The sequence below is a fragment of the Vibrio aerogenes genome (assembly GCF_024346755.1).
GTDB classification, from domain to species: Bacteria; Pseudomonadota; Gammaproteobacteria; order Enterobacterales; family Vibrionaceae; genus Vibrio; species Vibrio aerogenes.
In genome coordinates this window covers 1711683-1733953 of the sequence record NZ_AP024861.1, presented here as the reverse complement: position 1 = coordinate 1733953, position 22271 = coordinate 1711683, and the positions used below count along the sequence as shown (strand labels likewise).

General features: G+C 46.7%; 19 protein-coding genes and 1 riboswitch. Of the genes, 5 read left to right on the top strand and 14 right to left on the bottom strand.

The annotated features are described in order from the left end of the window. The first annotated feature begins 21 nt into the window (after nt 1-21). The gene (locus tag OCV29_RS07730) at nt 22-585 is read left to right on the top strand and encodes a sugar O-acetyltransferase (RefSeq protein ID WP_073605845.1); all 564 of its coding nucleotides are present in this window, start codon (nt 22-24) and stop codon (nt 583-585) included. Nucleotides 586-631: 46 nt separating this feature from the next. Here OCV29_RS07730 and OCV29_RS07725 read toward each other — a convergent pair whose 3' ends face one another. The 10 genes from OCV29_RS07725 to OCV29_RS07680 all read right to left on the bottom strand — a co-directional run bounded on the left by OCV29_RS07725 (nt 632) and on the right by OCV29_RS07680 (nt 10668). Beyond that, nucleotides 632-1102 carry a DUF2231 domain-containing protein gene (locus OCV29_RS07725; RefSeq protein WP_073605844.1) on the bottom strand — a complete coding sequence of 157 codons (471 nt, stop codon included), beginning with the start codon at nt 1100-1102 and terminating at the stop codon, nt 632-634. Nucleotides 1103-1120: 18 nt separating this feature from the next. After that, entirely contained in the window at nt 1121-1522 is a 402-nt protein-coding gene (locus OCV29_RS07720) for a hypothetical protein (protein ID WP_073605843.1), read from the bottom strand. Between the two features lie 197 nt (nt 1523-1719). After that, nucleotides 1720-2556 carry a substrate-binding periplasmic protein gene (locus OCV29_RS07715; RefSeq protein WP_073605842.1) on the bottom strand — a complete coding sequence of 279 codons (837 nt, stop codon included), beginning with the start codon at nt 2554-2556 and terminating at the stop codon, nt 1720-1722. Nucleotides 2557-2733: 177 nt separating this feature from the next. Next, on the bottom strand, nt 2734-4374 hold the full coding sequence (locus OCV29_RS07710; RefSeq protein WP_073605841.1) for a methyl-accepting chemotaxis protein: 1641 nt from the start codon (nt 4372-4374) through the stop codon (nt 2734-2736). Nucleotides 4375-4582: 208 nt separating this feature from the next. Then, a complete protein-coding gene (locus OCV29_RS07705; protein WP_073605840.1) occupies nt 4583-5863 on the bottom strand; it encodes an L-cysteine desulfidase family protein in 1281 nt (426 codons plus the stop codon). A gap of 23 nt (nt 5864-5886) precedes the next feature. Next, nucleotides 5887-6267, bottom strand: a complete 381-nt coding sequence (locus OCV29_RS07700) for a Rid family detoxifying hydrolase (RefSeq protein WP_073605839.1) — start codon at nt 6265-6267, stop codon at nt 5887-5889. A gap of 219 nt (nt 6268-6486) precedes the next feature. Continuing rightward, nucleotides 6487-7263, bottom strand: a complete 777-nt coding sequence (locus OCV29_RS07695; RefSeq protein ID WP_073605981.1) for a phytochelatin synthase family protein — start codon at nt 7261-7263, stop codon at nt 6487-6489. A gap of 55 nt (nt 7264-7318) precedes the next feature. Beyond that, nucleotides 7319-8503, bottom strand: a complete 1185-nt coding sequence (locus OCV29_RS07690) for a M20 metallopeptidase family protein (protein WP_073605838.1) — start codon at nt 8501-8503, stop codon at nt 7319-7321. A gap of 19 nt (nt 8504-8522) precedes the next feature. Continuing rightward, nucleotides 8523-9842, bottom strand: a complete 1320-nt coding sequence (locus tag OCV29_RS07685) for an APC family permease (RefSeq protein WP_073605837.1) — start codon at nt 9840-9842, stop codon at nt 8523-8525. A 490-nt stretch (nt 9843-10332) separates the two neighbouring features. Further along, nucleotides 10333-10668, bottom strand: a complete 336-nt coding sequence (locus tag OCV29_RS07680) for a cupin domain-containing protein (protein WP_073605835.1) — start codon at nt 10666-10668, stop codon at nt 10333-10335. A 251-nt stretch (nt 10669-10919) separates the two neighbouring features. On the opposite strand from OCV29_RS07680, the gene OCV29_RS07675 reads away from it, so the two are divergent. Beyond that, nucleotides 10920-12536, top strand: a complete 1617-nt coding sequence (locus OCV29_RS07675; protein ID WP_073605834.1) for a diacylglycerol kinase family protein — start codon at nt 10920-10922, stop codon at nt 12534-12536. A gap of 426 nt (nt 12537-12962) precedes the next feature. Further along, the gene (locus OCV29_RS07670; protein WP_073605980.1) at nt 12963-14867 is read left to right on the top strand and encodes a methyl-accepting chemotaxis protein; all 1905 of its coding nucleotides are present in this window, start codon (nt 12963-12965) and stop codon (nt 14865-14867) included. A gap of 146 nt (nt 14868-15013) precedes the next feature. On the opposite strand, the gene ribB is transcribed toward OCV29_RS07670, so the two are convergent. Continuing rightward, complete coding sequence (ribB, locus tag OCV29_RS07665; protein WP_261887382.1) at nt 15014-15670, bottom strand: 3,4-dihydroxy-2-butanone-4-phosphate synthase; 657 nt, start codon at nt 15668-15670, stop codon at nt 15014-15016. Between the two features lie 102 nt (nt 15671-15772). Continuing rightward, a riboswitch (FMN riboswitch) is annotated at nt 15773-15930 on the bottom strand. 108 nt (nt 15931-16038) lie between these two features. Continuing rightward, nucleotides 16039-16512: a GNAT family N-acetyltransferase gene (locus OCV29_RS07660; RefSeq protein WP_073605832.1), complete on the bottom strand. Its 474-nt coding sequence runs from the start codon at nt 16510-16512 to the stop codon at nt 16039-16041. A gap of 202 nt (nt 16513-16714) precedes the next feature. On the opposite strand from OCV29_RS07660, the gene OCV29_RS07655 reads away from it, so the two are divergent. Then, nucleotides 16715-17521, top strand: coding sequence for a PA3715 family protein (locus OCV29_RS07655; RefSeq protein WP_073605831.1), 807 nt, complete (start codon nt 16715-16717; stop codon nt 17519-17521). A 43-nt stretch (nt 17522-17564) separates the two neighbouring features. Here the strand turns inward: OCV29_RS07655 and OCV29_RS07650 are convergent, their stop codons facing one another. Continuing rightward, nucleotides 17565-18905, bottom strand: a complete 1341-nt coding sequence (locus tag OCV29_RS07650) for an MATE family efflux transporter (protein ID WP_073605830.1) — start codon at nt 18903-18905, stop codon at nt 17565-17567. 335 nt (nt 18906-19240) lie between these two features. Beyond that, a complete protein-coding gene (locus OCV29_RS07645; protein ID WP_073605829.1) occupies nt 19241-20524 on the bottom strand; it encodes a carbohydrate porin in 1284 nt (427 codons plus the stop codon). A gap of 645 nt (nt 20525-21169) precedes the next feature. Here OCV29_RS07645 and OCV29_RS07640 point away from each other — a divergent pair. Then, complete coding sequence (locus OCV29_RS07640; protein WP_073605979.1) at nt 21170-22171, top strand: LacI family DNA-binding transcriptional regulator; 1002 nt, start codon at nt 21170-21172, stop codon at nt 22169-22171. Nucleotides 22172-22271: the final 100 nt, after the last annotated feature.

The window sequence follows — 22271 nt, the reverse complement described above, 5'->3', positions numbered from 1 at the left end:
CGTGATTTTGAGGAAAATATGATGACAGAAATTGAAAAAATGATGTCTGGCCAGAGATTCGATGGCAACGACATTCATCTCAGACAACTCCGCAGCGGCGTGACTGCCGTATTAGGCCAGCTGAATCAGACAACAGATGACCCGACACGCATCACCATTCTCAGGGATTTACTCAAAGAGATAGGCCAGGACAGTATGATTCGCTCTCCTTTCTTCTGTGAATTTGGCCAAACTATTTCCCTTGGCAGCCATAGTTTCATCAACATCAATGCCGTCATGCTGGATGGCGCACCGATTACCATTGGCAATGATGTCCTGATTGGGCCCAGTGCACAGTTTTATACTGCCGGACACTCGCTGGATTATCGTCAGCGCCGGGGCTGGGAAACGCTTTGTAAACCGATCGTGGTCGAAGATGATGTCTGGATTGGCGGCAATGTAGTGATCAATCAGGGGGTGACCATTGGCGCCCGATCCGTGATTGCCGCCGGCTCCGTGGTCAATGATGATGTGCCACCCGATTGTTTATATGGCGGAACACCAGCCAAATTGCTCAGGCGTCTGAATGAAAACTGTCAGGTATAATCAAACAGATAACCTTTGCGGTGAAAGATAAACACGCGCTGATGTCTCACCACTTTACGGCATCACTTTCCGGTAAAAGGTCTGTTTGTGGCATCACGCCTAAACCATGACGGAAGACCAGTTCCCCGCCATGAAACCCTGTAATCGTGACCAGCAGCAATGCCAGAATAAAACAAAGACAGGCCAGAGAACGTAAAGATGAGGAGAAAAACAGATAGATGATGGCACCTGCCAGAAAAACACATGTCGTACCGAGTGCATAATTCCGGTGCATCATCATTTCTGCCTGTGCCGGCCCATCGAGCGACAGGCTCTCATAGGCATGAAATCCGGAACCCACAGCTGCAATTACTGAAATGGCACCTCCCACCACAAGCCATTTCATCACAAAATGGATCGGATGTTGTTCTCCGGGGGAACGGATACATATAAAAATCTGTGCCGCACCGGTAAAAAACAGTAGCGAAATTGCAAAATGTATCAGCATCGGATGCCAGTTCGGGAGAATTTCAATCATGGTATTTCCGGCTGTAAATCATACAGAATCATCCACTATATGATGATTTGTCCGGGCCAGGACCCGCAGGACTTCCTCAATTTTCATCCGCTTAATTTCAAGACCGCTCTCCGTATCATGCAGGGCGATATAAGCTTCCTGTCCCCGGTGGTGCAGGGATGCCTGCAAACCAATATTGTGATATTTGAGTAATGAATCGACAATCTCCAGGGTCGATTTTTGTACGGAGGGATCAGCCGGGTCCCATTCCGTCAGAAATGATGGATGCGTCTCTGGCTGTAATTCCGCCGGTGCTTCCTTACGGGAGTCTGAACGGGGGGTCGCACGCTCCGGAGAAATCCGGCTGCTTTGTCCTGCTGTCTGAGGTTTTATATCCGAAGGCTGTCTTCCAATCAGTTGTTCTATACTGCTTATATCCATACGCACCCTCGACCTGAACTGTTTTCTGCTCAACAAAAAATTAACCTTAATATCAATAAAGTTACTTCAGGTTTACATACAACACCAATATCACATGCAAAAAATTGATTGTTTTCACAAAAATATCCGGACTATTTCAGTGATTAAGTCTGAAGGCAGTGCTCTCCGGCTGACACCCAAAGGGATCACAAAACAGATCACCACTGGAGCTGAGAATATTTTCCGCCTTCCTGATAACAATGATTGGCCGCCAACTCAGCGTATGCCTGCATACAAAACTGATATAAAACCCCCTCACGTTTCATCTGTTGCAGCGTATCAGCCATCACCGCAGCCATTGCCTGATGTTTCTTATAGACATAAGGGTATATCGGAACCACCTGCATAATCGCAATCACTTCAATATCTTTAAACTCCTCCTGAGTCAGATAGTTATCGGCGACAATGCCATGCGAGTGAACAAACAGGTCCGTTCGTCCGTATTTCAGTTTTAAAATCCCCTGCTGAACACTGGTTGCCGGGCTTAACCGCCCCGGTGGAACCCGCTTCTTCAGATTCACTTCACTGGACACAATGCCCCGCTGATAGCCAATACTGTAGGGTGTACCATATAAGCTGTCCCATCCATCATTGAGCTTGATTTTATCCATCCGCCGGGCAAAGGCCCCCGCAGAGACCTGCACGACAGGAAATTCAACCCGCCTCATATTCGTGTATATCTGGCTGTACTCATAAATCCGGCCAACTTCACCGTCAATTTTACCCTGATTTGCCTCTTGTGAAGCCCTTTTCAGTGGTAAATGAACCAGCCGGAGCGGAACCCCTATCCGGTGAAACAGGTCATGATAAATCAGGCTCATCAGTTTCCCCTGCCGGGTATGATCTGGCTGGGTTGCTGCCATGACAAACGGTTTCGGAGCTTCAGCCTGTCCGGTTGCAGCCCGCTGATTGGGTATAGTTTCGCTGCTGGCTACAACCATACGACTGGCTAAAAGCCATCCAATGGCAACAGGAAGAGTCAACTTTCGAGACATTCGGATTCGCTATATGTTTGTGGTCGGTGCTGCGCCGCAGAAAATAACATAATTATCATTTATTTTATAATGATAGCCAATCATACAGAATTCACCGCTGGCCAGACGAAAAAAACCTCCCGGCGAACGGGAGGTACTCATCCTGTTTACCGGTCATCAAATCCGGTCGGTTTTCTGTCAGGCTGTAGGCGCAATATGAAATGTATTGATATAGTCTTTCAGCACATCAGTCTGAGCCCGCAAAGACTGGTAAGCCTGTGCCGTTTCACCGGCAATCTGCTCAATCTGAACTGAGGATGAAGAAATACGTGCGGTACTTTGTGACACATGCACCGATAAACCGTTTTGTTCATGAACCAGCGCTGCAATCTTTCCGTCCATTTCAGCAACAGACTCTGAGGCATCGACAATATGATGATAAGATTCCCCGGCTTTTGTCACCTGCACCAGATTGGTCTCAATGTGATTTTGACAGTCAGACATCATTGTCTGGGCATCCGCCACCTGCGATTGTAACCCATCAATAATCTCACCAATTTCTTCAATTGAACTCTGGGTTTTCTGAGCAAGTTCCCGAACCTGCTCTGCAACAACAGCAAAACCACGCCCCGCTTCTCCGGCCCTGGCCGCTTCGATCGCAGCGTTGAGCGCCAGCAGGTTTGTCTGCCTTGTCACATCACTGATCACATCAGAAATAACGCCGATATCTGAGCTGTGGTTATACAAAGTGTGAATCACTGCGCTGGTTTGCGTAATCAGTTGTGACATCTCATCGGTCGCAGAAACCGAAGCCAGAATACTTTTTTCACCCTGCTGAGCCTGTTCTTTCGTTAATTCACTGTTTTGCAGCGCTTGTTCGCTGACTTCATTAATCATTTGGGTGTTGAGTGACAGATTTTGCGCGTCAGAAACAATCTGGCTGATTTCAGCTTGCTGGACTTCAACGCTTTGATGCGTAAAATTCACTTTCTCTTCCAGCATCCCGGAAGTTTGCTCCAGATTATCAACACTGCTTTTCACAGCAACGATTAATTGCGTCAGATTTTGTTTCATCTCCTGAAAAGCCTGTGCAGCCTGACCCAGCTCATCTTCATTAAATTCAGACAGTGGAAATGCGGTGTGTAAATCCCCCTGTCCAAGCACTGACATATGGGTTTTCAGTGTATTGAGCGGCACAATCACCCGGCGATGGGCAATAATGTAATTTGAAATCAGCAAAACAATAATAGCCACAGCTGCGGCTGAAACCGAGCGGAGAATAACCGTCGAAATTTCCCGGCGTTTTTCATCGCGGATATCAATCGCCTGTTGCCGGAGTCTTGACTGAAAGTCTGTCAGATTTTCCACAATGGTATTGAAAGGTGCCAGCATCGGACCAAGCATTTTTCTCCGGGCATCCTCGATTCTTCCTGAATCAATCAGACGGATATAGTCTTGCTGCATGGCCCTGTATTGTTGGATATGACGCTCGAATGAGGCCACATTTTGCTGAATTTCACCCGTATCGGCCAGTTGTTTCATCCGTTGCAAAGCCACAGCAACGGCCTGATCGTTAAACTCAATCGTTTTGATGATCTCATGATGTTCACTGGTGCTGGTCGTCAGTCCGTAGTCCAGCGCAAACCGGCGATAAGTGACCGTGTAATAACGCATATCCGAAATGGTTGTCAGCAAATTTACATTCCGGTCAACCACCTTACCAAACTGAAGCTGGACATGATTCAGCGAAGCAATGAGATAAACACTCAGACCTGCAATCGCAAGAATAACAATCAGCATATTCAGCCTGACCAGGTTGGTTATCGATATTTGCCGCATAAAAAATCCTCTGAATCTCATTATTGAATGATGACTAAATTACTGTGAAGCTCGGAGGAAATCTGTTTGGTTTTATCTATAATATTGATAGTCAGACCGGACCAGCTGACCCGGCTTACTTACTGTCATACCAATCTGGAAAATAAACAGATCAGAAAATGACTTAGAATGGTATCAGATGATCCGGGGTTAAAAATTTTTTTGATTCTCAGGCCGACATAATTTCCAGAATGGTCACATCCGTATCGGCCATACCATGGCTGACCAGTTGCCCGACATTTCTGATCGTCTGCTCAATATCATGCGCCACAATACCCTGCCCGGTCACAACTTTATCCTGAATAGCCATCAGGAATGCCCTGACGGCGACACCCGATGCGGTACAAACCTTCAGTGCACAGGAAGATTTGGCCCCATCACACACCATGCCGGAGCTGTCACTCAGCACATTCTGGATGGCGTAACAGCATTGTTCAAAACTGCCGCCACTGAGATAAACCATTGCCATCGCTGCCGCAGCGCTGGTCACGGTGTTTCCGCAAAATGCGGATAACGGCGGATAATGTGACTTGATATATATCGCACTGAGATGACTCATGACCAGTGCACGGGCCAGTTGCTCATCATCCGCGCCGAAATGATGTGCCACGACAGTCACCGGCATGGTCGCGGCAATCCCCTGATTTCCGCTGCCATAGTTACTCATTGCCGGTAAAGTTGCACCGCCCATTCTTGCATCTGATGCAGCAGCAGCATACATTTGCACCCGGTTATTCAAATCATCCGACAAAATACCGGACTGAATGTTCTCCTGAATCGTTTTACCAACAGCTAACCCATAATGATTCTTCATCCCTTCTTCAGCCAGTGACGTATTGAGTGTCGCCGCATCAAGGATAAAGCGGATATCGTCATAATTAACTGCCGTTGCAAAGGTATAGATAGTCTTGATATCGATCCCGATATCTCCCGGACTCAAACTGTTTTCTGCCTTCGTATCGCTCTCAGCAATAAAGGTCGCAACCCCATTCACAGACTGACTGACAATATTGGTGTGGCTGCCACAAATCGTCACCGATGATTCTATATCGTTGCAGGTCGCGGTGACTGAACAGTAAATAAATTCATCCGTCTGTGCCTGATGCACAAAGATCCGATCCTCATCAATAAGACGCTGCGCTTTTTCCACATCCCCGGCGGTAATATCTGCCAGCACTTCCAGCCCTTTTTCGGCTTTACCGGCAAGCGCCCCGGTTGCAGAAGCGATATGCAGTCCGGTTCTTCCGGTGCCCGGCACAAACACACCCATCGCATTCTTATACAGGTTACCAGACACATACACGTCCAGCCGGTCCGGGGTTCTGCTGTCAAATGCCTGCATCGCAACCGCCGCCGCATAGGCCGCTGAAATAGGCTCCGTACAACCCAGTGCCGGTTTCACCGCTCTTCTGATCAGTTCAATCAGTTGTTGATGTGATGTGTTTTTCATAATGTCTCCCGATCTTGCTCAGATCATGCTTTGTGTGCAATGGCTTCCACTTCAACCAGAACGCCCAGCGGCAGATCTTTCACAGCAAAGCAGCTTCTTGCCGGACAATCCGACTGGAAAATATCCGCATAAACGGCGTTAAATGCCGCAAAATCATTGATATCAGCCAGATAACACGTGGTTTTTAAAACCGTGTCGATAGTGCCTCCTCCGGCTTCAATCACATGTTTCAGGTTTTCAAGAGACTGAATGCTCTGCCCGGTAATCCCGCCTTCTGCCACCGCGCCGGTTGCCCGGTCGACAGGTAACTGGCCCGAGGTGAAAATCAGCTGGTCAAACCCTGTTGCATGGGAATATGGACCGATGGCTTCAGGAGCCGCTGGTGAATCAATGATTTTTTTCATGCTTTCATTCCTTTTGCTCTGTTCTTTGTGTTTTGTTTTTACGTGTTTCGTTTTTTACAAAATACGGGCAATAAAAACCCGCTGCGATGCTCATCAGATGAGTCGCTTATCTATACCCGGGAGATCCCAGGATGCTTGTTCAGCGAGAATTGATTGTTGGGCGAAGCGGCCTGTCGGGTATGATCAGACCGCCATAAAAGCCGTATCAGAAGCCTGAAATCAGTTTGAAATCACCGCATATCCCCGGTACGCACTGACATCTTTGGTGTGCATCGCCTGAATGAATTTATCAGCATCAATCCATGCCCACGGATATTTGGCACTGTTGACATCCAGAACCAGAAATGAATCCGATTGACTGTCATAAGCCGCGACCGGAGAAAGATGACCGCCACCTTTTTGTTCAACAGACTTGCGGCTATAGTTGGCAACCAGATAGTTATCTTTTTTATCCAGCGCCCGGATCATGTCTGCTTTTACCGCTGCCGGGTTGTCGAGCTTCGCCAGCTCAACCGTGCGGATATGCACGCCATTTGATTTCACCATGTCGGTAAACTGTGCCAGTTGCAAACCATAATCAACAAAATCAAACTCAGCAGTGGGTTTACCCATAATTTCCAGACGACTTTTGGGTGAGTGCGTCAGCACGGTTCTCTGGGTGTACCGGTGGAAATAAGGCTGCCAGTTATTTTTGGACGGAAAATACCCTTTCTCATCAGAACCGACCAGTGTGGTGTCGTAAGGAATCTCCGTGGCCTGGTCCAGCGCTTTCACTTTCAAGGCATTCAGCACAATGGTAATCGTGGCAACGCCACAGAACACTTTGTTTTCCTGCGCTTCGTAATAGTTAGCCAGACGGGGAAAATCTGAACGGTGATCCGCATGCAGCAAGCGATTCATGCCCTCTTCAGAATTAAAATAAACCGGTGCAGCAAATACATTCATACAGGTCAGGAGTGTCATTGCCAATACTGAGTTTTTCATGGTTAATTTCATATGTTCTCTCTTCTTTTTATCCATAAATTTTGATGTCATCCATAAACATGATTGCTTAAATCCTGTCTTTGTCTTTTCCGCCCAGACGATGCCGGGCAATATTCACGATAAGACTGGCGATGTCACGCAGTGATGTATCGTCAAAATCAAAAGTCGCCGTGTGAAGATTGGTTCCTTTTGTTCCGACCATAAACCAGCAAACACCTTCAACCTTATCATTAACAAAGAATTGCATATCTTCGCCACCGGGGGAAGCCGCAACATCAGTCAACACATGTTCCTGACCATAAATTCGCCGCGCACACTCAGCCACAACATCACTGTGATCGATGGTATTAATGGTGGCCGGACACAACACTTCAAACAGTAAGTCATAAGTCGCGCCATATTTCCGGCAGACTTTTTCAGCAATACTGTGCATCTGTTCTTTCATGTAATCGGCAATATGCGCCTCAAAATAACGCATCGTTCCAGCTGAAAAAGCTTGCTGCGGGATGCCATTCACCGCGGTTCCGCCTTCAATCTTACAGGTTGCGATAATTGCCATATCATGTTGAATTGCCTGCGTGATTTTGTCCCAGCCACTGACGATTTCACACACCACGCTAATCGGATTGATACACTGATGTGGCACCGAGCTATGGCCGCTTTTACCGTGGACAGACAGCGAAAAACTCTCTCCGCCACCGGTAATTGCTCCGTAGCGCAACTGCACGGTTTTATCCTGCAAACGAGGCATATTATGAAAACCATACAATTCAGAATACGGATGCGCTTCATACAATCCGTCTTTCATCATCGCCTTTGCCCCCTGCCCGGTTTCCTCACAAGGCTGGAACAACACTTTGACACAACCACAGTAATCAGGATGAAGCGATAAATGACGAATGGCGGCCAGCATGACGGCCATATGTCCGTCATGGCCACAGGCATGAGAGCAACCATCCATCCGGGATGCCCACGCAGCACCGGATTCATCACGCATCGGCAGTGCGTCCATATCACAACGAAAAGCGATTGTTTTACCGGGTCTGGTGCCACACAAGGTCACGACCAAACCTGTTACACCATAGCCTGTGTCATAAGTCACGTCCCATGTGTCGAGTAAATTCGTCAGATATTTTTGCGTGCGGTATAAGTCAAACCGCAATTCAGGTATCTGATGTAAATCTCTGCGCCACCTGACAGCATCTTCTGCCAGAGATTCATCAATTATTTCATGCTTGATTGAGGTAATCATAACCAGTCCTCTCCCGAAATCAGGCGTTGACTTCTTTCATCTGCTTCGCTTTCTTCTGCGCCATCAAAAAGAAAGGAGAAATCAGTGCCATAAAACTTAAACCAACGACAATCTTTACTGGTGGCTGGTCTGCAAGCAGATACAGACAAAGACCAACCGCAACCACCGGCATCAGCCAGCCACATGGCGCTTTAAACGAAGACTGTGCTTCGGCGTTCCCTGAAAAACGATGTCTGAAGACCAGCACACTCAGGCAGGTGGGAATGTACTGAACAAAACGGGCAACCACAGACAACATCGCTAACTGGGCAAATGACCCACTCAGCGCAATCGGTACCGTCACAATGCAGGAAGCCAGAATAGCGACCACGGGAACATCATTGTGGTTTTTTCTGCCAAAAAATGTCGGGATCATCTGGTCATCAGCCAGCGGCAGCAGTGCCCGCGGAATATGGAATGATGCCGCCACATTAATCCCGCCGATTGAAATAATGGAGCCAATTGTGATCAACCAGTAACCAAAATCTCCTGCAACTACCTGCGCTGCATCAGCCAGAGGCGTATTCGATTCAGCAACAGATTCGCCCAACACCCCGACAGTCACAGCCATGACCAACGCATAAAACATCATGACTATCCCCAGAGAAATGCAAATAGCGCGGGGTAAATTTTTTCTGGGATTCTCCATATCTTCGGCAGCCGTACCAAATGTTTCAAAACCAGTAAATGAATAGAAGGCAAGTACAAGTGCAGAAGTCAGTGTTTCAGAACCCAGAGAATAATGTGCCTGTGATGCATTGCCGGGCATAATATTTTCCGGATGGATGAACCAGATGCCAGTCACAATCAGGAAGACCAGCGGCAACATTTTGGCAATAGTCGAGAGGTTATTGACTATTTTTGCCGCATTCACCCCAGAGAGATTCAGCACAGTCAACGACACGACAGTCCCGGTCACAATCAGATAACAAAGCGGTAAGTTGCCGGAGAAACCAAAGGTAGCGGATAAAATATTTTTAAAAGCAACCGCCATCACCGCCCAGGCAATGCACTGCATAAACCATTTCAGGAAGCCAACTTCAAAACCGGCAAATTTGCCAAAGGCTTCTTTGGTATAAACATAAGCTGCACCATTTTTACTGAAATAGCCGGCCGCTTCAGCAAAACACAAAGCAATGGTTGCCACTAAAGCACCAGTGATAAATACAATCGCAACGGACCAGTCACCAGCAAATTTGTAAAGTGATGCCGGAAGCAAAAAGATACCGGAACCAATAATTGAATTAAAACCGAGGAGAACAATCGACCAAAGGCCAAATTTTTTTTGTTTTTCTGTCATGATTACAACCTTGCACTGTAGGGTCGGCATTTCATGCCGGAGATAAGCCCGAACAACCTGAGAATGCATGATTCAGATGGTTTGGGGATATTCTTATTTTTATGCAGCCTGAACTCACTGATTGACGATCAGCATACGCCTGAAAAAGAAGAAAAAAATCACATAATTTACTCTAAGATAATGCAATTAAAGAAAAATAATCTTATACAGATATTATTTGTAGAAAATATTTTTCAGAGATGATCCACAACAAGATTGTGTGGAGAAAAAGCAAGGAAAGTCTGGCAGGTTTCACAATCTGAGCAGGAGATGCAGCCCAGAGTGTGTTTATACCAATCTGGAAAATAAACTGATCATCTGGATGTGTCTGGTGGAGCAAACATACAAGGGCATGGATGCCCTTGTTGAAGCGCCCATGGATGGCTTGAGCGGTTTGCGGAACCAGATATATCCAGATCAGAAAGTTACTTAGAATGGTATTATCTTTCATTCAACCGATGTCCACCCCTTCTTTTTCAGCGAGGGTAAGATAGGATCCTGCCGTGAGTGCTTCTACGCTGTGCCGGGTACCGGCTGACAGAAAAACAAAATCGTGCCGGCTGAAAATTTGATCGTTAATTTGAAATTGTCCTTCCAGAATAAAAATCTGTTCCCATCCCGGATGATAATGGACCGGGAGCCTGCCACCGCATTCGAACCTGAGCACCGCCGCTCTTCCCGGTTCTGTATGTTCCGACAACCAGCTAAAACGTACCCCTGCGTATGGCGTATCATACCATTCCCGTTCATTATCCCTGCTCATTGCGGATATTGTCTGATTCATCATTGTGCCTCTTCAGTGTGTCCGTCAAAGTTAGCCAAAAGAAAAATTAGCCGAAAGCAAGATTAGCCGAAAGGATTGTCAGAAATTGTCAGCAGATTGAATTGAAAGGGATTTATCGTGACTGTCCGGAAGAAATTGCTTAAGCTGTTCTTACATAATCAGAAACGACCAGTTGTCTGATAATCAATACTGAAGCGATATAAACTCAATTCTCTTATTGATACACAATGATCAGTTAAGTGAGGCATCACAATATGTTTATTGTTAAATATTATCTGCTGATTGCAATCTCTTGTTTTATTGGTGCGGTATTTGCCCCCAATATAGCAACCAGTATTGCTTTAGTATGGACAGGCACTTCACTCGCTTTGGTTGTGGTCGCCTATTTGTACGATATTCCATCCATATTTAAAAAATCAGAAGATGGAAAACTGACCTGGTGGATCCGCTGGGCATTCATACCATTTTTACTCGGTGTCAAGGCCTACAATTTTTGGGCCAGAGCACATGACCCTGTCCCGGCAATCCATAAAATCACGTCTCATTTATATGTATCCCGTCGTTTACTCCGCTCTGAGCTGGATGAACTATCAAGCAGAGATATTACGTCTATTGTTGATGTAACCGCTGAGTTTGCCGGTCTGGAGAGCGCTGTATCTGATAAACAGTTTGATTATTTAAATATTCCCGTTCTGGATCACAAAGCTCCAAAATCTGACAGATTAAGACATGCTCTGAACTGGATTGATTTACATGTTTCCCGGTCCGAGTCTGTTGTCGTTCATTGTGCACTGGGAAGAGGACGTTCTGTCTTTGTGGTCGCAGCTTATCTCCTGAGTAAAGACACAACATTAAGTGTCGAACAGGTATTGAAACAATTAAACGATGTGAGAAGCACGGCCCGGCTGAACTCTTATCAGGTATCCATCCTGAAAAGCATGAAGTCACAAGGCCTGTTAAAACTTGATTCTCCTGCATGGTTAATCGCCAATCCCGTCGCTGGTGGTGGCAAATGGAAAATATATCAACGACAACTCATCCACGAATTAACCAAAAAATATCGCTTGATCATCCGCTGCACTGAACCCGGTTTATCTGCAAATGATTTGGCCAAAGAAGCCATTTCTGATGACGTTCAGCTTGTGATAGCAGCGGGCGGCGATGGGACTTTATCGGAAGTAGCAAGCGTGCTTAACGGCAGTGATACGCGCATGGGTATGATCCCGTTTGGCACTGCCAATGCACTGTGTCACGTTTTGTACGGGATCGAAACGAAAGCCAACCCGGTTGGTAAACCATGTGCAGCGATACTGTCCGGACAGACAAAAAAAATTGACACAGCCTACTGCAACGATTCTTTAATGCTTTTAGTGCTAGGTATCGGTTTTGAGCAACAAATGATCGAATACTCCCAGCGTGAAGAAAAAAATGCAAAAGGTCAAATCGCCTACCTGAGTGGTTTTTTCAATGCCATTATTGAAGATAAAGCAACAGAGCTTACCTATCAGATTGATGACCAACCCAAAAAAGAACTGACGGTGAGAAGTCTGGTCATCGCAAATACAGCTCCTTTTACAACCGTTTTAGCACAAGGTGGCAGTGAGCCGACACCTGAAGATGGGTTGCTTCATATGACTTATCTTGATGAATCAAATACGGTCAGCGGACGTATCTTAGCACTATCCGATATCACACTCTCTGCATTAGGTGTTAAGGACACACCAAAACACTTTCGTTATCAAACCGCTGAACGGGTTGAAATTCAGGCAGATCATGTATTTGACTATGTGGTTGATGGTGAACCCTTTCAGGGAGATCATCTCATCATCGAAATACACAAAAAATCACTCAATGTGTGTCTCTCCGGATAACCTCAAGATGCCTGTCCAGCCAGAGGCTGCTGGCCCGGAATAGATTGGTTTCTGCGCAAGGTACGGATTAACAGACCGTGCGATGCTGCATCAAAAACAGTGTTGATTGGTTTATCATCGTTCAGCACTGGCTTTCCACCATCGCTGTCAGCCCCGGATAACCGGGCTTTCGCCAGCTCATTTACAATGTGCCTGTGTTCCCTGCAGCTACATATACTATGATTACTTCAATAACAAATTCCCTGAAGATACAAAATCAGAACTGCAAAATTTGTATGTTTTTCAACATGAGTATGATAATTATCAATAGGCTCAACATATATTTTTTGCAACAGACTTAATATCACCAGTGATTTTTTACAATAAACCATTGAAAAAAAACATGTCATACGATTGTACGAAAAAATGGAAATGGAATTAATTTTTATGAAAAGACTTGGACTGAAAAAATTACTACTTCTGTTTGTCATACTGCTGGTAGGACTCTCTGTGTCTTTATCCAGTATGGTTCTCTACTTACAGGGAAAAGATATACTGACAAACACGATCAAGCGTGAAAGTCAGTTATACGCGTCTTCAAAAGCCGCAGTCATCGAAACGATGATTAGCGAAAAAGTCAACGGTATTCATAAGCTCGCTACACAGTACAAGAATAAACCACTTCAGGGGACAGAAGAGGCCCTGATAGAACAGACAAAATTTCTGGCCAATGCGATGAACCTGCCCAGTGCAGTGATTGCACTGGAAACCGGAGATGCATACTGGAACCAGACTGCCAAATCCTGGCCCAATCATAAGTTAGCCGTCGATGTACGCACAAAATCATGGTATCAGGACGGGCGTAATGCGCCCGGAGTCACCGTCACTGAACCCTATTCCGGTGCCGGTGACAGCTACTGGATCACGATCATTGAAAAAATGAAAGGCGGAGCAATCATGACAGATATGACGCTGGATTTTCTCGATGATATTGTGAAAAGTGTGAATGATATGCCGGGGGCTGTGGCATTAATTCTTAATCAGGATTCAACGGTACTGGCCTCTTCATCCAAGGCTGTCAAAACCGGAGAAAAAGCGACCGACTTTCCATGGCTGAAAGAAGCTGCACAACAAGCACTCAGCCAGCAAAGTGCCACAATCAACTACACACTCGACGGAGAAGACAAAATTCTCTTCTCGCACCGGATTCAGGCCGGAGATAAAAACTGGTATTTTGCCATCGGGCTGAGTGAATCCGTCGCATTTTCCGAACTCGCACAATCCAGAAACAGTGCGATTCTTGTGACAACGATTGCTGTGATTATCAGTGTACTTGCAGCTTACGCACTCATCCAGATGATATACCGGCCTGTACTTTCCCTGAAAGAAACGGTTTTAAGCCTCTCCAGTGGCGATGCAGACCTGACTCAGCGACTGAAAGTTGACACCGATGATGAACTTGGTCAAATCTCTCAGGGAGTGAACAAGTTCATCGAGAATCTGCAAAATATGATGCTTGAGATTACCCGCGCCACCACTTCTTTGCAGGGCAATGCGGAACAAATGCGGAATCGCTCCCGGGAAAACAGCGACATTATCCAAAACCACGTGTCAGAAACGGAACAGATTGCCGCTGCGATCGAAGAAATGAACGCCACTGCCAATGCAATGGCAACCGATGCAGCAAATACAGCAAATCTGACCCAGCAAGCAAATGAAACCAGTATCGAGTCCCGCAAGATAGTGACACAATCTCAGGAGACGGTGTCGGCATTAATTACCGATGTGAATAAGTCAGTCGACGATGTTCAGACAATGAATGATGAAACACAAAACATTAATTCTATTCTCAAGGTGATTGGTGATATTGCTGAACAGACCAATTTGCTGGCGCTTAACGCAGCCATTGAAGCAGCCCGTGCCGGAGAGCAAGGCCGTGGCTTTGCTGTTGTTGCCGATGAAGTCAGAAACCTGGCCAGCAGAACCAAAAGCAGCACAGAGGAAATTGAAACGGCACTCGAAAACCTGTTAAAAGGAACGAAGTTTGTGGTCAGCTCGATGGACAATACCAAAGGCCGGTGTCAGGAAACTGCTGACAGCTCAGGGCAAGTCGCAGAGAGCCTCGAAACCATGACAAACTATGTCGATGAAATCAGCGAGCTTAGTTCTCAAATCGCAACAGCCGCGAGAGAACAGAGTAGCGTGACTCAGGAACTCAGTCAGAATATGACCGCCATCAGCGACATTGTCGTCCAGTTAGACAGCAATGGTAAACAAGTGCTGCAAGACGCTGAAGAAGTGACAAAAATCAATCAGTCTCTGGTGTCTATCGTCAATCAGTTTAAAATATAAACAACGGCTGTTGCGGGCAGGCCAACGTTGCCGAAAAGCATATGATTCCCGGCAACATACCCTTTCTGCCGGATTTGTTGATTCTCAGCCATAAAAAACAGCGCCCAAAAGCGCTGTTTTTTTACCTGCAATGAAAATCCCTTTGATCAGGCGGATTTCTGATTCATTTGTGTCAGATATAACACAATATCCTCAATGGTCAGAACCGGCATTTGATGTGACTGAGCAAACTTAACGATCTCCGGCGTTTTCGCCATCGTACCATCCGGATTCGTCAGCTCACATAAAAGCCCTGCGGGTTGCAGCCCGGCCAGCTTCATCAAATCAATCGTCCCTTCAGTATGCCCTCTGCGGGTCATGACACCACCGGCTTTCGCCCGGAGCGGGAAAACATGGCCGGGACGGGCCAGGTCTGATGGCTTCGCCTGTGGATGAATCGCCGTTTTGACTGTCGTCACACGATCCTGAGCAGACACACCTGTTGTCACACCACGCTTCGCTTCAATCGTGACTGTGAAAGCGGTTTGATTCGCACTGTTATTTTTTTCTACCATCGGTGGTAATTCAAGCTGATTTGCATGCGCTTCTGTCAGACACAGACAGACAATCCCCGTACATTCACGGATCATCAGCGCCATTTGTTGTGCGGTGATATGCTGGGCTGAATAAATAATATCGCCTTCATTTTCCCGGTCTTCATCATCAAGCAATAAAACACCCTGACCAGCCCGCAAAGCAGACAAGGCATTTTCAACACGGGTAAGCGGATCGCCGAAACCGGCGAGAAGAGAAATCTGATTCATGGTTTACTCCAGTTATTTTTATGACCAGAATCAGGGCAGATCTTGAGGGATAAAACAAACATGCACTACACCCGAACCGGTACCGGCCAGTGTGTAGCGTGCTTTAATTCTCTCTCATCCGGACTATTACCGTCGGCTCTGGCTTTTCACCAGATCTGCTGACCCCGGATAACCGGGCGCTCGCGGGCTCATTCCCGGTTAAAAATCTGTGCCGGGAACATACCGCCGGTGGGGAATTACACCCCGCCCTGAGAATTTTAATTCAATATGTCTTTGTATCAATTACCAGAGCAAATTAATACAATTGAGACAGGCAGGCAAGGATCAATCTCATACTTGACAAGATTGCTTGCAGGACTGGTTAATTTTTAAAGCACATACAACAGGAAGTCAGTCAACGGATGTTTCGGATTCGGGCGTAAATATTTCCAGCCTGATTTCTTATAAAAACTGAGCGCCCGCTGATTGGTCCGGCTGACAGATAGCATCATCTGTTTACATCCGGCCTGAGACAGCGTCCGGCAGATAAACTGCTGCAATTCATCAGCCAGCCCGGCGCCCCGGAATGCCGGACGCAGATAAATCAGATTCACATAACCCGTTTCCGGTTGCGGGGAAACATTGCGAAATTCCAGTTGTCCGGCGATCTCCCCATCCACCCAGACATGATAATAGTGCCACTCTGGCTGCGTCAGCCTTTCACACATGCGCGCCTGATAGCCTGACAGAAATGTCTCAAATCCTTTCTCACTGCCAAAACTGCAAAGATAAGCATCCCTGCGGGCTGCCACGCAAAATGAGAAATCTTTGTCAGGATTAACCGGTTTAAATTCAGCTTTCACGATGGACTTCCTTCTGTTTATTTTCTCATCCACTCCACCCCTGCCGGGTTCACTGGCCCTGACCCTTTTTTCCGGAATAAAAAATGTTGTTTTTAATCGCAGCATCCTTTATTGTCCGGTGTGATAACCCAACAGATAAAAACGGGTGAACCGGGTGCCGGTTGCCGTCAATCCACTTGCTTATATCATGACAGGACGACAAATGAAATTTTCTCCTTTTCTTCTTCTGCTTTTTTCCGCTGCCTCACACGCGGCAGGATTTTGTGACCACGGTGTGCTTAATACGCTGATGAAAGCCTACCCACACGCAGAAATGGGCGACTACGGAGAACGGCTACATTTGCATGATAAACGGCAACGGATTGTTTCGCTGTATGACACCGTCACCCAGTGCAAAATCTGGCCGGCCCGGCCGGAACTGGCGATTATCGCAGTGAAAGCCGATACCGCATTCAATGAGGAAGAATCAAGAGAAGCCATTGATGCCGATCTGGAGCTGTTTATTGTCTCCGTCAAACAGAACAAGATTCTCAGCCACTATACAGAAAGAGGCACGCTCTCTTCAGATGCAATCTACGTCTCTCAGATCAAACTGGATACTGCCCGGTATAAGCTGAATGAGAACACCACAGCATTTGGTGTCAGAATACTGAAAAGCGGTTCATCATCCGTCAATCCTTTCAGCATGGAATTACTCAGCCTTTATTTTTATGACCATCAGCAAGTCAGCCGGGTCATGAGTTATCTGAAAGTAAGCAGTGATGGGGGCGAATATGATGGCCGTTGTGACGGGGATTTCAGTTCAGACAAAAGTGTCATTATGATGGGCAAGAACAAACAGCACGATCATTTTGCACCGCTCATCGTCAAAACAACCCGCCAGAGTTATACCACGACGATGGTTCAGGGAGAATGTATCCAGTCTAATCAACCCGAACAGAAACTCACCCACATTCTCAGATATCGTCAGGGCATTTATCAGGTGCCGGACGCAATTGCAGGATTTTAGGAATCCTCAGACTGCCGGGCACCATGCCCGGCATACAAGCCGGCTAAAACCGGGCACTTTTCATCCACACCTTTGAACGCCAGCGAAGCATCATCATCCATCCCCGGATAATTTCATCCGCCGACATCGCAATCCAGGCGCCGGGCACACCCAGCCCCCAAAAGATCCCCAGCAGCCAGGAGAGAAAAGCACCATTTCCCCACATGCTGACAATGCCGATTTGGACCGGGAATTTGATATCACCGGCACCTTTCAGACCAGAGATAAAAATCAGGTTAAATACCCGGCCGGCTTCAAGAAACACAGAAATCAATAATAAGCTGCCGGTCAGATGTAAAATATCGGCATCCTGAGTAAAAAGTGGCAGCAAATGATCCCGGCTAAGATAAACCGACCCTGTTACAATCATTGAAACCAGAAATCCGGCGACAAAATAGCGTTGCACTTTTTTCAGAATGACTCCGGAGCGTCCCTGACCGACATAATAGCCGGTTTGTATCTGTGCAGCCTGTCCCAGAGCCAGGGAAAAAGCAAAAGAAAAACGGGAAATATTCTGAGCGTAAGTAAACGCAGCCAGTGATGACGTCCCCATCTGCACCACAAAATAAGTAATACAGATCTGTGCCAGATTATAAGAGAGAATCTCACCGGCATTCATCCCGCCAATACTGAGAATCCGGGTATATATCGCCTTCGGAATGACCCGGAAGCCGGATAAAGGTAACCGGATATCACTGCGGGCAAGGATATAGCAGAGCATCAGTGTTGCGATCACCTGACTGCACACCGTTGCCACTGCGACCCCTTCTACACCATAGACCGGAAGTCCAAAGGGCTGAAACAGGGCAATATAATTTCCAATGACATTGCAGATACCGCTGATCAAATTAACCACCATCGGCGAACGGGAATAGCCATAACTGCGCAAAATCGTTGTCAGTACAATACTGATCGTCAGATTGAAAGTCATCGCGCCGGTAATCAACAGATACGCTGCGGCATACTGTTCGACCTGTGCTTCCATACCATAATAAGGTAAGCACCAGATTGTTCCGGCCACCGCAAGCAGACTCAGCAACACACCGATCACAAGCGATAACATGACGCTTGCCACGCCAACCTGAGAAGATTCTTCTGATCGCCCGGCGCCATTATATTGAGAGATAAGAATGCCGGTGCCACTGCTGACAAATGCTGAGATAATGATCAGAAAGAAGGTGAGCTGGGTAATCACGCCAACCGCAGACACCGCCTTATCGGAATAACTGCTCAACATAAAGACATCACTCGTCCCCAACGCCGTCCGGAGCAGCACTTCTGCGAATATCGGCCATGTCAGGGCAACAATAGACATACGTTTGTTAAGTGCCTGAGCCGTTCCCATTGCTTCTCCTCAATAAAAGTTTCTCCTCAATCAAAGCTTCTCCTCAATAAAAGCTAAATACCTGTTCCTAAATATGCTCCACTTTTGGTAACGAGGCAGATATCGATAAGCAGACCTTCCGCGCCAGGGAAGGCGCGGCAGAGCCCCAAGGATGGGTTTATGCGTGTCTGTGTTCGATATCTGCCTGAGTGACCTACAATCAGGAACTGGTATTTAGTCCTCAATATCAGTTTTCCCCAGAGTCTGTTGACCCGGATGAACGTTACACTGCACCCCTCTGTGACCCAGTGTAAAACGATTCATTCAATCAGAACCGGAGACTCAGACCAGAGAAATCACCACCACATATCCGCCTGAATACCGACCAGTAAATCGGCTTTATCCCGCATCGACCCATCCAGATATGTAGCTAAAAAGCGGATTTCAGGTGCGGGACCAAAGCCGGTTGGGACCACAATTGTCGGGGCAACCGTAAGTTTATAGTTGGTCGCGTGATCCCCTGAACCACTGGCATCTTCCCAGCGGTTATACTGATAACCAGCTTCAGTCACGATAGAAAAATTTTGCGAAACCGGAAATGTTGGTCTGACCATTGCCGACAACCAGCTGTCTTTGCCACCGTTATCCAAATCGTTATACTGCCCCTGAATTGAGTGAAAAACACTGACACCGCTCTCAAAGAAGTAGCCGCCCCAGATTAAAGCGCGGGCTGAAATATCACCACTTTCAACTTTCTTCATTTGCGATGGACCTTCAAGCGCACCATTGCCTGGTTTCCATGCATTATATGTTGTCAATGTCCCGCCCAGCAGTTGCCCGGACCCCAGACCTTTACCTATCTGGCCAATGTATTTGGTAAACCCTTTGTCTGACAGGCCAAAGAACTGATCTGTATGCACGATAGCCGTCATCTCCAGCCCGTTATCTGCATATTGAGTGCCGTCAACATCATTGTCAGGCAGGTATTTCCCCATGGCATGGAGTTCAACGCCACCCAAATCGACCCCAACATGCAATGCATGCATCGGGTTATTGGCATTGGTTGCCCAAAAATCGCCTTCAGCATCATCACTGGCGACATAAGCAAAATCCCATTGATAGCCACCCAGCTCAATGCCCTCGATCCCCACACCAGTACCAGACATATCGGTATAGAAAAAATCGGTCATGAAAATGTAGTTATCTTTACCGTAAAACCGGGTGCCGCCCCAGAGTGTCCCGGTCTCTGTCACGCCATCAAATTCAACAAAAGTTTCGACCATGCCGATATCACTGTTTGCTGCATCCGCATTTTCACCCAGCTGATTCACCCCGGCGGATTTGGCATTATCCGCACCAGCACGAGTTTTAATCCGGATTTTCTGCCCGGTATCGTTTTCAAAATTTTTCTGCAGAGCCAGTTCAAAATGGCTGTCAGATTCAATTCCCAAACGACCCAGACGCTCTTTTGAGGCCGGAAATTTAGAACGTTTGAAATCGTCATTTTTACTGTAAAGTCCAAGGGCACGAAAATAACCGTGAAATTCAAACCCATCAGATTTTTCAGCATAAGCCGCAGGCACTGCCGATAAACTGGCCGTAGCAACCAGGCACGCCATCGTAAGATTAGAAAGTTTCATATTCACTCCATGTTTCACATTTTTACGCCCCGACAAAGAAAGCGCTTTCTTTTATAGTTATAAAAAATCAGGCAGTTCCCCCCAGGGAATAACAAAAAAGCACGATTTACCCTTAATAACAGAATAAAACGACCTGCCTGAGACAAAAAATGACTATAAAACAATCTAACACATCAAAACCGTGATCAATACCAGAAAAGAAAGCGCTTTCTTTTATCAATAAGATGATTTACATTCCGAATCAAACTGATGACAATGATTCTTCTGATGAGTCATTCAATCCCGTGCTAAGATATATCCAGATGGGCGCCAGAGCGTCATCAAAAACAGGTCCAGTTCAAGGAAAAAACTGAAGGAATGCACCCGCCTTTCGAAGTGATGTGACACAGAAATGGACCTGTGGATGCAGTGCTTTCTTGCAAGCGCTTTCTTCATGGTTGATTTACATAATGCCGGACTGAAACGGAAAAATCGGATGCATCACACACAACCTCAACAACCCGGCGGTAAAGGAAACTCGCTGAATAATGCATCTTCAGGTTGTTTGAGTATAAAATAGTATTTTCAGCAACTTATACCCAAGTGACCTCAGGATGGAGGTTACTTGGGTATATCTCTTTGAAACATCATCGGGAGGGCGTTTCATTGATAACAATTAAAGAAGTATCGGAACTGGCAAAAGTATCTCAGTCCACCGTATCCAGAGCACTGAACGGACATCCGACCGTCAAGGAAGCCAACCGGAAAAAAGTGTTCGATGCGATTGAGCAACTGGGTTATAAACCAAATGCCTTTGCACAGGCACTCGCTTCCAGCCGGTCAAACAGCATCAGCATGCTGGTTGGTTCTCTGGACGGCCCATTCTACGGGCCTCTCATGCATCACGCTGAAGACACCGTTCGCCGGAATAATATTCACCTGATTGTGACCAGTGGTCAGGAATCTCATACCAAAGAAGTGGACTCAATTAATTTTTTACAGTCAAAACAGGTCGATGGATTAATTATTCATTCCGATACCCTTTCTGACGATGAACTGATAGAAGTCGTCAGGCAACAGGAAACCACCATTTTGCTGAACCGGTATATTCCTGAAATCGCAGCACACTGCATCTACATTGATAATGAACTGGGTGGTTATCTTGCAACCCGGTATTTACTGGAAAATGGTCATCATAAAGTTGCCTGTATCTCGGGTCAGCTGAGCAAATGTGACAGCCGGGATCGTTTGCAGGGTTATCGTAATGCACTCAGTGAATCCGGTATTGCGTTTGATGCCAATTTGATTGTTGAGGGGCGTTTTGACCATCAGGGCAATCATGAAGTCGCCCGCCGGTTACTCGACAGAGACCCGGAGATCACCGCCATCTTTTGTCAAAATGATAATATAGCCCTCGCCGTGTATGACGTTGCCGCAGAGCGCGGCTTATCAATCGGAGAAGATATTTCTGTGGTTGGCTTTGATAACGACACGCACAGTCAGCACATCCGGCCAAAACTGACGACTATCAATTTCCCTGTGGATGAAATGGGAGTTGAAGCAGCCAAAGGGGTTCTGGCGCTGGTCAATAAGCGGGAAGCATCCTTTACACATAAACTGATCCCTGAGCTGGTCATCAGAGAGTCTGTCAAAAATCTCACCTCATAATCCCTCAGCCGACCGATCAAACTTCATCAGGCCAGTCGACCATCATAAGAAAAAAGCCCCACTCATGTGGGGCCGGGGTAATGATGACGAATTGTTTGTT